Source organism: Streptomyces sp. NPDC002403 (assembly GCF_053593015.1).
Genome location: NZ_JBSFBQ010000008.1, coordinates 12,377 through 24,029, shown reverse-complemented (window position 1 = coordinate 24,029; position 11,653 = coordinate 12,377). Strand labels below are relative to the sequence as shown.

Genomic DNA, 11,653 nt, shown 5'->3' with positions numbered 1-11,653 from the left:
AACGTCGAGGCTCATACGTACCATGTGCCCAGTCCGCAGGTCCACCTCACAGCGCCTGCCCCGACCGGCCCGGAGGTCCGAGTGACCAGCGCAGCACAGCCCGTCCCGACCCGGCCCACCAGCCGCGACGTCGCCCGGGCCGCGGGTGTCTCGCAGGCCAGCGTCTCCCTCGTGCTCGGCGGCAAATGGCGCGGCCGGGTCTCCGAGGCCACCGCCGAGCGCGTGCGCGGTGCCGCCCACGAGCTCGGATACCGGCCCAATCTCGCCGCCCGCAATCTGCGCCTGGGCCGCACCAGGACCGCGCTGCTGGTCGTCCCGGCGCTCACCAACGAGTTCTTCGCACGCGTCTACACCGGCGCCGCGGCGGTCGCCGCCGAGCACGGCTTCGGCGTCGTCCTCTACCCGTCGCCCGACGGCACCGGCCCGGCCCGGGACCCCTTCGACTCGGCGAGCGCCTCCCTGGACGGCGTGATCGCCTCCTCCATGGCCGCCGGCGCGCTCGACGAGCTGCGCGGCGCGGGCCTGCCGCTGGTCATGCTCGACAGCGACCCGGCGGACACCGGGGTCGCGGCCCGCGTCAATCTGGACATCGCCGACGGAATGCGGCAGGTGGCGGACCATCTGCTGGCGCTCGGCCACCGCCGCTTCGTCCACCTGGCCTCGGCGGTCGACTCCTGGACCTTCGCGGTGCGCGGCCGGGCGCTCCGGGACGCCCTGCGGGCGGTTCCCGGCACCTTTGTACGGACCGTTCCGGCGGCGCTCGACGTCCACGCGGGCCGCATCGCGGCGGAGCACGCGCTCGCCGCCCCGGGCCCCCGGCCCACCGCCATCGTCTGCGACGACGACATCCTCGCCGCGGGTGCCTGCAAGGCCGCCCGCAGGCTCGGTCTCCGCGTGCCCGACGACCTGTCCGTCACCGGCTTCGACGATCTGGCCCTGGCCACGGCCGTCGAGCCGGAGCTCACCACCGTGCAACTGCCCGCCGAGCAGGTCGGGGAGCGCGGCATGTCGGCGCTGCTGGCGGTCCTGGACGACCGGCCGGCCGAGCCCGGCAGCCTTCCCGTGCATCTGGTGGCCCGGGGATCGTCGGCGGCCCCGCCCGCGGACGCCCCGCGCGCATGACAGTGCCCCGGCCCGCCGATCGCGGCGGACCGGGGCACGGGAACGGCGACGGGCCGTCCCCCGCAGGACTACTCCACGTCCCCGCCGGAGTCGGTGGACTTGGGGGCCTCCGCCGCGGCGGCGGACTCGCCGCCCTCGGCCTCTTCGGTGTCGGAGGGGGCGTCCGTCGGCGCGGAACCGCCGTCCGCCTCCAGCAGCCGCGCCAGCTGCCTGCCGACGATCCGCTTGAACTTCCGCTGCTGCGGCCGCGTACGGTCCAGGACCGCGACCTCCAGCCGCTCCGCGGGGATCTCCCGCTCGCTGCCGTTGGGATCGCGCGACAGCGCCTGCACCGCCAGCTTCAGCGCCTCGGCGAGCGTCATCCCGTCGCGGTGCCGCTGGTCCAGGAAGGTGCTGATCTGCTCGGCGTTGCCGCCCACCGCGACCGAGCCGTGCTCGTCGACGATCGAGCCGTCGTGCGGCAGCCGGTAGATCTGGTCGCCCTCGGGCTCGGTGCCCACCTCTGCGACCACCAGCTCCACCTCGTACGGCTTCTCGGCCGCACTGGAGAAGATGGTGCCCAGCGTCTGGGCGTAGACGTTGGCCAGCCCACGGGCCGTCACGTCGTCACGGTCGTAGGTGTATCCACGCAGATCGGCGTAGCGCACGCCGCCGATGCGGAGATTCTCGTACTCGTTGTACTTGCCGGCGGCGGCGAAGCCGATCCGGTCGTAGATCTCGCTGAACTTGTGCAGCGCACGGGACGGGTTCTCGCCGACGAACACAATGCCGTCGGCATACTGCAGCACAACCAGGCTGCGACCACGGGCGATGCCTTTCCGGGCGTATTCCGCCCGGTCGGCCATGGCCTGCTGAGGTGAGACATAGAACGGCGTCGACACCGGTTATCCGTCCCTTTCTGTCAGTGACGAGAGCATCGGAGAAGCAGCGGAACGGAGGTCAGAGCAGCGCGGCGCGCGGGCCGTCGGGCTGCTCCAGCCGGCGTTCCAGGATGGAGCGGGCGATCTCGGAGGATTCCGCCTCGTCCAGCTTCCGGAAGCCCTCGTCGGTGATGACGGTGACGATCGGGTAGATCCGCCGGGCCACATCCGGGCCGCCGGTCGCCGAATCGTCGTCCGCGGCGTCGTACAGCGCCTGGACGACCAGGGTGAGCGCCTCCTGCTCCGTCAGGTCCTGGCGGTAGAGCTTCTTCATCGAACTGCGGGCGAAGACCGACCCGGAACCGGTGGCCGCGTAGCCGTGCTCCTCGGAACGGCCGCCGGTGACGTCGTACGAGAAGATGCGGCCCTTCTCGCGGTCGATGTCGAAACCGGCGAAGAGCGGCACGACCGCGAGGCCCTGCATCGCCATGCCCAGATTGCTGCGGATCATCGTGGAGAGCCGGTTCGCCTTGCCCTCCAGGGAGAGCTGCGCTCCCTCGACCTTCTCGAAGTGCTCCAGCTCCAGCTGGAAGAGCTTGACCATCTCCACGGCCAGCCCGGCCGTGCCGGCGATGCCCACCGCCGAGTACTCGTCGGCCGGGAAGACCTTCTCGATGTCGCGCTGTGCGATCACATTGCCCATGGTCGCGCGCCGGTCACCGGCCAGGACCACGCCGCCGTCGAACGTCGCCGCGACGATGGTCGTCCCGTGCGGTGCCTCGACGGCCCCCTGGAGCGGAGGCAGGTTCCGGTTGCCCGGAAGCATCCCGGGCGAGTGGTCGGACAGGAAATCCATGAACGAAGAGGATCCCGGCGTCAGGAAGGCAGCTGGTAGACGCCCGGTGCTACGAGTGTTGGCTTCCACGCGTTTCCCTCCAGGTAAACGACGGCCCTGAGCAAGGCGTCAGGATCGTCTCCCAACCTGCCGATGGCCGAATTGCAGATGCGGTTACGCCACGGACCCTACCCGTCCAGCGGCGGTGATCCACATGAACGGCGGGGGCAGCTGCACGGCTCGCGGTGCCGCTTGTGCCCGCGCGGTACGGGCCGACCCGGCCCGTACCGCGCGCACCGCTCTCCGCTCCCCCGCGTTCACACCTGTGAACTACTGTCCGCCCTTTTGGACGAAGGACCGCACGAAGTCCTCCGCGTTCTCTTCCAGCACGTCATCGATCTCGTCCAGAACCGAGTCGACGTCGTCGCTCAGCTTCTCCTGGCGGTCCTTGAGGTCCTCGGAGACCTGGGCGTCCTGCGCCTGCTCCTCGACCTCCTCGGTGGAACGCGTCGCCTTCTGCTGTCCGCCGCCGGTGTCCTTGGTCGCCATCTAGCTCACCCCGCTCGGTTCGAAGCACTTGATCAGACCCTACCCACGGGCTCCGACATCGGCCCGGTACTTCCCTCAACGTCCGGGGGACATCCCGATGATTCCCCGATCCCCGCCCTTTCAGCCGCCCGACAGGACCTGGACCAGCTCCTCCGCCGTGCGGCAGCGGTCCAGGAGCTCCTTGACGTGGTCGCGGGTGCCACGCAGCGGTTCCAGGGTGGGTACCCGTTGCAGCGAGTCATGACCCGGCAGGTCGAAGATGACCGAGTCCCAGGAGGCCGCCGCCACGTCGTCGGCGTACTGCTCCAGGCAGCGGCCGCGGAAATAGGCCCTGGTGTCCTCCGGAGGCCCCGTACGGGCCCGCTCGACCTCGCCCTCGTCCAGCAGCCGCTTCATCTTCCCGCGGGCCGCCAGACGGTTGTACAGGCCCTTCTCGGCCCGTACGTCGGCGTACTGGAGATCCACCAGGTGCAGCCGTGCCGCGTCCCAGTCCAGGCTGTCGCGGCGGCGGTAGCCTTCCATGAGCTCCCGCTTGGCAATCCAGTCGAGCTCGCCGGACAGGCTCATCGGATCGTTCTCCAGCCGGTTGAGGGTGTCCTCCCAGCGGATCAGGATGTCCTTGGTCTGCTCGTCGGCATCGGCCCCGTACCGCTCCTCGACGTACTTGCGGCCCAGCTCGAAGTACTCCATCTGCAGTTGTACGGCGGTGAGGGTGCGGCCGCTGCGCAGCGTGACGAGGTGCTTCAGGGTCGGGTCGTGGGAGACGTGGTGCAGGGTGCGCACCGGCTGGTCGACCGCGAGATCGACGTTGATGAAGCCGTCCTCGATCATGGACAGGACCAGGGCGGTGGTGCCGAGCTTGAGATAGGTGGAGATCTCCGAGAGGTTCGCGTCCCCGATGATCACATGGAGCCGGCGGTACTTCTCCGCGTCGGAGTGGGGCTCGTCGCGGGTGTTGATGATGGGGCGCTTGAGCGTGGTCTCCAGCCCGACCTCGACCTCGAAGTAATCGGCGCGCTGGCTGATCTGGAAGCCGTGCTCGTGGCCGTCCTGGCCGATTCCCACGCGCCCCGCCCCGGTGACCACCTGGCGTGAGACGAAGAACGGGGTCAGATGGCGCACGATGTCGGAGAACGGGGTGTCCCGCTTCATCAGGTAGTTCTCGTGCGTGCCGTACGAGGCGCCCTTGTTGTCGGTGTTGTTCTTGTAGAGGTGGATCGGCTGGGCACCGGGAAGCTGGGCCGCGCGCTCGGCGGCCTCGGCCATGATGCGTTCACCGGCCTTGTCCCAGAGGACCGCGTCCCGCGGATTGGTGACCTCCGGGGAGCTGTACTCCGGGTGTGCGTGGTCGACGTAGAGGCGGGCCCCATTGGTGAGGATGACATTGGCGAGGCCGATGTCCTCGTCGGTGAGCTGGCTGGAGTCCGCGGTCTCGCGGGCGAGGTCGAAACCTCGCGCGTCCCGCAGCGGGTTCTCCTCCTCGAAGTCCCAGCGGGCGCGGCGCGCCCGGTGCATCGCCGCTGCGTAGGCGTTGACGATCTGGGACGAGGTGAGCATGGCATTGGCGTTGGGGTGGCCGGGGACGGAGATCCCGTACTCCGTCTCGATGCCCATTACTCGCCGTACGGTCATGCGGCCCTCCTTGCCCGGCGGCGCTCCCTTGAGGGGCGGCGCTCAAGTACCGCTGCTTGTCGGTGCGCGTGCACTGCCCGTCCACGCACTGCGCGACCGGGCGGTACGCAAGAGCCTAGAGCGCCTCTGTGCTGGTGGGGAGATCAATTACGTCATTGCTGCGGTGTCGCGTGAGCTGGACCGAAAGCAATCGGCTGCGGATGCCCGGCCGGGCATCCGCAGCCTGTCCGTGTTCTACAGGTACTGCCCGGTGTTCGCCACCGTGTCGATGGAGCGGCCGGTGTCCGCGCCCTGCTTTCCGGTGACGAGCGTGCGGATGAAGACGATCCGCTCGCCCTTCTTGCCGGAGATCCTGGCCCAGTCGTCCGGGTTGGTGGTGTTCGGCAGGTCCTCGTTCTCCTTGAACTCGTCCACGCAGGCCTGGAGGAGGTGGGAGACGCGAAGGCCCTTCTGGCCCTGGTCGAGGAAGGCCTTGATGGCCATCTTCTTGGCCCGGTCGACGATGTTCTGGATCATCGCTCCGGAGTTGAAGTCCTTGAAGTACAGGACTTCCTTGTCCCCGTTGGCGTACGTGACTTCGAGGAAGCGGTTCTCCTCGGACTCGGTGTACATCCGCTCGACGACGGACTGGATCATGGCGTGCGCCGCGGCTTCCTTGGAGCCGGTGTGCTCCGCGAGGTCGTCCGAGTGCAGCGGCAGCGAAGGCGTGAGGTACTTCGCGAAGATGTCCTTCGCGGCCTCCGCGTCCGGACGCTCGATCTTGATCTTCACATCGAGGCGGCCGGGTCGCAGGATCGCGGGGTCGATCATGTCCTCGCGGTTGGAGGCGCCGATGACGATGACGTTCTCCAGGCCCTCGACACCGTCGATCTCGGCGAGCAGCTGCGGGACGATGGTGTTCTCCACGTCCGAGCTGACGCCGGATCCCCGGGTACGGAAGAGGGACTCCATCTCGTCGAAGAAGACGATGACGGGGGTGCCCTCGCCGGCCTTCTCACGGGCGCGCTGGAAGACCAGGCGGATGTGCCGCTCGGTCTCGCCGACGTACTTGTTGAGAAGCTCCGGACCCTTGATGTTGAGGAAGTAGCTCTTGCCCGCCGGCTGGCCGGTGACCTCGGCGACCTTCTTGGCAAGGGAGTTGGCGACGGCCTTGGCGATGAGTGTCTTGCCGCAGCCGGGCGGACCGTAGAGCAGGATGCCCTTCGGCGGACGCAGCTCGTGTTCCTTGAAGAGATCGGGGTGGAGGTAGGGGAGCTCGACCGCGTCCCGGATCAGCTCGATCTGGTCGCCCAGGCCGCCGATCTTGTCGTAGTCGATGTCCGGTACCTCTTCGAGGACGAGCTCCTCGACCTCGCTCTTGGGCACCACTTCGTAGACGTAGCCGGACCTGGGTTCGAGCAGGAGGGCGTCGCCGGGGCGGATGGCGATGTTCAGCAGCGGCTCGGCGAGCCGCACCACCCGTTCCTCGTCGGTGTGCCCGATGACCAGGGCCCGCTCGCCGTCCTCAAGGATTTCCTTGAGGGTGACGATGTCCCCGGCCCGCTCGAATTCCATGGCGTCGACCACGTTGAGCGCTTCGTTGAGCATGACTTCCTGGCCGCGCCGGAGGTCGTCGAGCTCGACACTGGGACTGACGTTCACCCGGAGCTTCCGGCCCCCGGTGAAGATGTCGCAGGTGCCGTCCTCATTGCCCTGCAGAAACACACCGAAACCGGCCGGCGGCTGCGCGAGCCGGTCGACTTCTTCCTTGAGGGCCACGATCTGGTCCCGGGCCTCGCGCAATGTGTTGGCGAGCCGCTCATTCTGTGCGGACACGCCTGCCAAGTTGGTCTGCAACTCGACGATCCGCTCTTCGAGAATCCTCGTATGGCGCGGAGAGTCGGCGAGCTTACGTCGCAGGACGGCGATTTCCTGCTCGAGATAGGCGACCTGGCCGGCTGGGTCATCGGACCCCCGCCCGGGCCGGATGCCGCGGTTGATGTCGTCGTCGTGGGCTGCCACGGTCCTCACCTCCTCCAAGGGGAGCTGGACGCTTCCTGACCCTACCTGGGTGGGTGATGATTGAAACCCCTAGATCACAAAGACTGCGGGGCGTGTCCGATCTTCACCCTTGCGTTCCCCCTCGTGACAGGGGAATACCCACCCTTCAACATCGGAAAGCGGCCGGTTGTATCGTCGAACCGTTCAACACCCGTCAGGGCTGGCTTCTTTTGGTTCGGATACGCAGGGAACGGCAGGAGAAATGACCGTGCAGCAGGACGCTCCCAACGGTGGCGACGCGCAGGAGCTGGAGGTCTGGATCGACCAGGACCTCTGCACGGGGGACGGCATCTGCGTCCAGTACGCCCCCGAGGTGTTCGAGCTGGACATCGACGGCCTGGCGTACGTGAAGAGCGCGGACGACGAACTCCTGCAGGACAAGGGCGCGACCACGCCCGTTCCGCTGCCCCTGCTCCAGGATGTCGTCGATTCGGCCAAGGAGTGCCCGGGCGACTGCATCCATGTACGCCGCGTGTCGGACAGTGTCGAGGTCTACGGGCCCGAGGCCGCCTGATCCGGCGGTCGCGGGCCTCCGCTCACGCCCGGTGACCGCTCAGGCGCTACGTGGGGCGGCGTGGGTGGCGCGGACGAATGCGCCGCCCTTCCACTCCCAGGTGACCTGCTCCTGCTGGTCGGGGCAGCACCGTGCCACGGTGTCCGAGGAGTAGCCGAACAGAGTGGCCGAAATAATTCCGTCACGCACCGTGAAATCGCCGATGCTCATCTGCTGGGCGGGGTCCACCAGGGTCGCCACGACCCGCGGTGCGGCCCCGCTTCCGTGTGTGAGGACGTAGACACCGCTGGGCGGGGAACCCGAGCCGGCCGCGCAGTGGACCACCGCGACGGTCTCGGGGCGGTCGTCGCCGTCCAGGTCACCGGTGGCCCGCTTGGCCACGGTGGTCCCGAATCCGCCGCACTCCAGGGGGAAGTCCGCCCGTGCCGGGTCGGGGGCGGTGACGGCCGTGGTGCCGTGCTGCGCCGTGGTGCGACGGGGGGCGGAGGCCGAGGCCGCGGGGTCCGGCTGGAGCAGGCCGGCCGCCGCGACGACGGCGGCCATGGCGGTCGCGGTGGCGAGCCAGTGCAGCGGCTTGGTGTCGGTGTGCGCGAGGTCCGGAAGCTCGGAGGTCTGCACGCGGGATGTCTCCTGTGGTTCCTGTGGTTCGAGGATGCCGGGATGGGCGGCGGCGCCGGTGGGACCGCTGCGGTGGCGCGGGGTGGCCAGCATCGTGCCACACCTCACGGAACAGCGGAACGGTGGGGTGGGAACGGATGACCCGGCCGGTGGGGACGGTGTCCTCGTACCGGCAACGAAAGGGCGCCGCCGTGGAGTTCCCGGGTCGGTCCGGGAACTCCACGGCGGCGCCGGTGCGTTGCGCGGGTCAGCCGCGGGAGGAGCCGCTCTGGCTGCCGGGACCGTCGTAGTCCTCGCCGTAGGCGCCCTTGGCGGGGCGGCGGCGGCGCAGCGGGGGTTCCACACCGTCGGCCAGGCGGCGGGCGGTCACGAGGAAGCCGGTGTGGCCGATCATGCGGTGATCCGGGCGGACGGCCAGGCCCTCGACGTGCCAGTTGCGGATCATCGATTCCCAGGGCTGCGGCTCGGCGAAGCAGCCGATCTCGCGGATGGACTCGACGGTCCGGGCGAGCTGGGTGGTGGTGGCGACGTACGCGCAGAGGATGCCGCCGGGCACCAGGGCCTTGGAGACGGCCTCCAGGCACTCCCAGGGGGCGAGCATGTCCAGGATGACGCGGTCGACGTCGGTGTCCGAGAGGTTGTCCTGGAGGTCGCCGACGGTGAGCTGCCAGGCCGGGTGCGGCTCGCCGAAGTAGCGCTCCACGTTCTGCTGGGCGATCTCGGCGAAGTCCTCGCGGCGCTCGTAGGAGTGCAGCATGCCCTGGTCGCCGATGGCGCGCAGCAGGAAGGTGGAGAGCGAGCCGGAGCCGACACCGGCCTCCACGACGCGGGCGCCGGGGAAGATGTCGGCGAAGGCCAGGATCTGCCCCGCGTCCTTGGGGTAGACCACGGCGGCGCCGCGGGGCATGGACAGGACATAGTCGGGGAGCAGCGGGCGCAGCGCGAGATAGGCGACGTTTCCCGTGGTCCGGACAACACTGCCCTCGGGAGCACCGATCAGCTCGTCGTGCGGGAAAGAACCCTTGTGGGTGTGGAAGTTCTTTCCGGCTTCGAGCGTGAAGGTGTAGTGGCGTCCCTTGGGATCGGTGAGCTGGACCTGGTCCCCGACCTTGAAGGGCCCGCGTCGGCGGGCGGCACCGGTCGGTTCAGACATGTGACCAGCGTACCGGTGATTCCCGGGGCGCCGACCGCGAGCCCTGGGCGGGCCCCGGCGGTCAGGCGGCCGGCCTGGCCAGGGCGGCGACGAACGCCCGTTCGACGTCGGCGGTGGAGAGGACGCCGTAGATCTCGCCGGTCTCCTCCAGGACGAGGTACTCGGTGGCCGGGCTGGCCTTGAGCCGGTCCAGGAGCGCCTCGCCGGACAGCTCGGCGGAGACCTTCATGCCCTCGGTGAGGTCCTGGGCGAGGCCGCTGACGGCCACCCAGGGGCGGCGGTGCTCCGGCACCCCGACGATGGCCGCCTCCCGGACGATGCCCTTGGGCTCGCCGTGTCCGTCGACGACGACGAGGGCGCGGGCCCCCGCCTCGTTGGCCCGGCGCAGGGCCTCGGAGAGGGGGGTGGCGGACTCCACCGGGACGGCGCGCCGGGTGAGGGTGCGGGCGCGCAGCTCGGGGAGGTGTTCGCGCAGGCGGGCCATGCGCAGGCTGTTGCCCGCTCCGGTCCAGATGATCGCGGCGAGGATGGCGGCGAGCAGCGCGTCGGTGATGGTGTCCATGCCGCTGAGCTCGCCGGGGTCGTTGCCGAAGGTCCCGGTGTGGGTGAGCAGCGGCAGACCGATCAGGGTGATGACGGCGAGGGCGCGGCCGACCCAGGCGGCGGCGACGGTGCCGCTCATCGGGCGCCCGGTGATCTTCCAGACGACGGCGCGGAGCATCCGCCCGCCGTCCAGCGGGAGGCCGGGGAGGAGGTTGAAGGCGGCCACCAGCAGGTTGGAGATCATCAGTCCGGCGAGCAGGACACCGGGCACGGTGCCGGGGGCGACGAACTTCATCCCGACGTAGAACACGCCCGCGAGCACCAGGGAGAGCAGCGGTCCCACGAACGCGAGCATGAATTCGCGGCCCGGGGTCTCGGACTCCTTCTCGATCTCGGAGACGCCGCCGAAGAACTGGAGCTGGATGCGGCGCACCGGCAGCTTGTAGCGCAGCGCCACGACGGTGTGGGCGAGTTCGTGGACGAGCACGGAGGCGTAGAAGGCGATCGCGAAGAAGAGGGAGACCAGATAGCGCGCCGTGCCGAGCTCGGGCAGCACTTGGTTGAGCTGGCCGCCGAAGACCCAGGTGATCAGCGCGGCCACCAGGAACCAGCTGGGCGCGACATACACAGGCACACCGAACGGACGGCCCATGAGAAGGCCGCCTCCGGGCTCTTCGGGGCGCTGCGGTTCGCCCTTGCCGGGGCCGGTGCCGGGGGGCGTTCCCCCTGCGCCCGGCTGCGGCCGCCCGCTGTCGCCGCTCTCGTCCACGGGGTCCCTTCGGTCGGTGCCGTACGGCACGATCATGCAGTGTTCGAGGCTGTGTGGTCGATGGTATGCCGCCCGCTGTCGGTGGCGGGCCGTAGGGTCTTCGACATGACCACCCTGCCGCGGCCCGCTCAGCCGCCTTCGTCCCTGTCGCCGTCGCGGGCGAGCGATTTCATGCAGTGTCCGCTGCTGTACCGCTTCCGGGTCATCGACAGACTGCCGGAGAAGCCCAGTGAGGCGGCTACCCGGGGCACGCTGGTGCATGCGGTGCTGGAGCGGCTCTTCGACAACCCCGCGGTGGAGCGCACGGCGGGCCGGGCCACGGCGCTGGTCCCCGCCCAGTGGGACCGGCTGCTGGAGTCGAAGCCGGAGCTGTCGGAGCTGTTCGCCGAGGATGCCGGGGGCGAGCGGCTCGCGCGCTGGCTCTCGGAGGCGGCGGGCCTGGTGGAGCGGTGGTTCTCGCTGGAGGATCCGACGCGCCTCGAACCCGCGGAGCGGGAGCTCTTCGTCGAGACGGAGCTGGAGTCGGGGCTGCGCCTGCGCGGGGTGATCGACCGGATCGACGTGGCGCCGACGGGCGAGGTCCGGATCGTCGACTACAAGACGGGGAAGGCACCGCGCCCGGAGTACGCGGAGGGCGCGCTCTTCCAGATGAAGTTCTACGCCCTGGTGATCTGGCGGCTGAAGGGCGTGGTGCCGCGCCGGCTCCAGCTGGTCTACCTCGGCAGCGGGGACATCCTGACGTACGACCCGGTGGTGGCGGACCTGGAGCGGGTCGAGCGCAAGCTGCTGGCGCTGTGGGACGCGATCCGGCTGGCCACGGAGACGGGCGAGTGGCGGCCCCGGCCGACGAAGCTCTGCGGCTGGTGCGACCACCAGTCGGTCTGTCCCGAATTCGGTGGTACTCCCCCGGTCTATCCGTTGACGGTCCGCCCGGCGGATCCGGGGCAGGATGCGCAGGGCAGAATGGATCCGGTCCATGCTGAGGCCGGCCGGCCTGTGGCCCCCGAAGGACCGTGAA

11 protein-coding genes and 1 pseudogene are annotated in these 11,653 nt (G+C 69.6%); 3 read left to right on the top strand and 9 right to left on the bottom strand.

Features of this window, described 5'->3' with window-relative positions:
* Positions 1-81 precede the first annotated feature (81 nt).
* Positions 82-1,122: a LacI family DNA-binding transcriptional regulator gene (locus ACWCPY_RS12060; protein ID WP_451264200.1), complete on the top strand. Its 1,041-nt coding sequence runs from the start codon at positions 82-84 to the stop codon at positions 1,120-1,122.
* 68 nt (positions 1,123-1,190) lie between these two features.
* On the opposite strand, the gene prcA is transcribed toward ACWCPY_RS12060, so the two are convergent.
* The 6 genes and pseudogenes from prcA to arc all read right to left on the bottom strand — a co-directional run bounded on the left by prcA (position 1,191) and on the right by arc (position 6,999).
* Positions 1,191-2,003, bottom strand: a complete 813-nt coding sequence (gene prcA / locus ACWCPY_RS12055) for a proteasome subunit alpha (protein ID WP_451264199.1) — start codon at positions 2,001-2,003, stop codon at positions 1,191-1,193.
* A gap of 58 nt (positions 2,004-2,061) precedes the next feature.
* Positions 2,062-2,907, bottom strand: coding sequence for a proteasome subunit beta (gene prcB / locus ACWCPY_RS12050; RefSeq protein WP_362442499.1), 846 nt, complete (start codon positions 2,905-2,907; stop codon positions 2,062-2,064).
* Positions 2,859-3,046, bottom strand: a pseudogene (locus ACWCPY_RS12045) (endonuclease domain-containing protein); the annotation flags it as partial. The gene prcB and the pseudogene ACWCPY_RS12045, both read right to left, overlap by 49 nt.
* Before the next feature lie 101 nt (positions 3,047-3,147).
* On the bottom strand, positions 3,148-3,366 hold the full coding sequence (locus ACWCPY_RS12040) for a ubiquitin-like protein Pup (RefSeq protein WP_124718707.1): 219 nt from the start codon (positions 3,364-3,366) through the stop codon (positions 3,148-3,150).
* 120 nt (positions 3,367-3,486) lie between these two features.
* Positions 3,487-4,998, bottom strand: coding sequence for a depupylase/deamidase Dop (dop, locus tag ACWCPY_RS12035; RefSeq protein WP_451264198.1), 1,512 nt, complete (start codon positions 4,996-4,998; stop codon positions 3,487-3,489).
* Positions 4,999-5,232: 234 nt separating this feature from the next.
* Positions 5,233-6,999, bottom strand: coding sequence for a proteasome ATPase (arc, locus tag ACWCPY_RS12030; RefSeq protein WP_451264197.1), 1,767 nt, complete (start codon positions 6,997-6,999; stop codon positions 5,233-5,235).
* 241 nt (positions 7,000-7,240) lie between these two features.
* Here arc and ACWCPY_RS12025 point away from each other — a divergent pair, with 241 nt between their 5' ends.
* On the top strand, positions 7,241-7,552 hold the full coding sequence (locus ACWCPY_RS12025) for a ferredoxin (protein ID WP_189543606.1): 312 nt from the start codon (positions 7,241-7,243) through the stop codon (positions 7,550-7,552).
* A 39-nt stretch (positions 7,553-7,591) separates the two neighbouring features.
* On the opposite strand, the gene ACWCPY_RS12020 is transcribed toward ACWCPY_RS12025, so the two are convergent.
* The 3 genes from ACWCPY_RS12020 to ACWCPY_RS12010 form a co-directional block, all read right to left on the bottom strand.
* Complete coding sequence (locus tag ACWCPY_RS12020) at positions 7,592-8,170, bottom strand: hypothetical protein (protein WP_451264354.1); 579 nt, start codon at positions 8,168-8,170, stop codon at positions 7,592-7,594.
* A 247-nt stretch (positions 8,171-8,417) separates the two neighbouring features.
* Positions 8,418-9,323, bottom strand: coding sequence for a tRNA (adenine-N1)-methyltransferase (locus ACWCPY_RS12015; RefSeq protein WP_072484399.1), 906 nt, complete (start codon positions 9,321-9,323; stop codon positions 8,418-8,420).
* A gap of 61 nt (positions 9,324-9,384) precedes the next feature.
* A complete protein-coding gene (locus tag ACWCPY_RS12010) occupies positions 9,385-10,635 on the bottom strand; it encodes a site-2 protease family protein (RefSeq protein WP_451264353.1) in 1,251 nt (416 codons plus the stop codon).
* Between the two features lie 171 nt (positions 10,636-10,806).
* Between ACWCPY_RS12010 and ACWCPY_RS12005 the strand changes: the two genes are divergently transcribed.
* Positions 10,807-11,652, top strand: coding sequence for a RecB family exonuclease (locus ACWCPY_RS12005; RefSeq protein WP_451264352.1), 846 nt, complete (start codon positions 10,807-10,809; stop codon positions 11,650-11,652).
* Position 11,653 lies beyond the last annotated feature (1 nt).

What these genes read in the sequence shown, in the direction of transcription:
- ACWCPY_RS12040 (WP_124718707.1), bottom strand. Translation starts at nt 3,366, where the DNA reads ATGGCGACCAAGGACACCGGCGGCGGACAGCAGAAGGCGACGCGTTCC.
- dop (WP_451264198.1), bottom strand. Translation starts at nt 4,998, where the DNA reads ATGACCGTACGGCGAGTAATGGGCATCGAGACGGAGTACGGGATCTCC.
- ACWCPY_RS12025 (WP_189543606.1), top strand. Translation starts at nt 7,241, where the DNA reads ATGACCGTGCAGCAGGACGCTCCCAACGGTGGCGACGCGCAGGAGCTG.
- ACWCPY_RS12015 (WP_072484399.1), bottom strand. Translation starts at nt 9,323, where the DNA reads ATGTCTGAACCGACCGGTGCCGCCCGCCGACGCGGGCCCTTCAAGGTC.
- ACWCPY_RS12005 (WP_451264352.1), top strand. Translation starts at nt 10,807, where the DNA reads ATGCAGTGTCCGCTGCTGTACCGCTTCCGGGTCATCGACAGACTGCCG.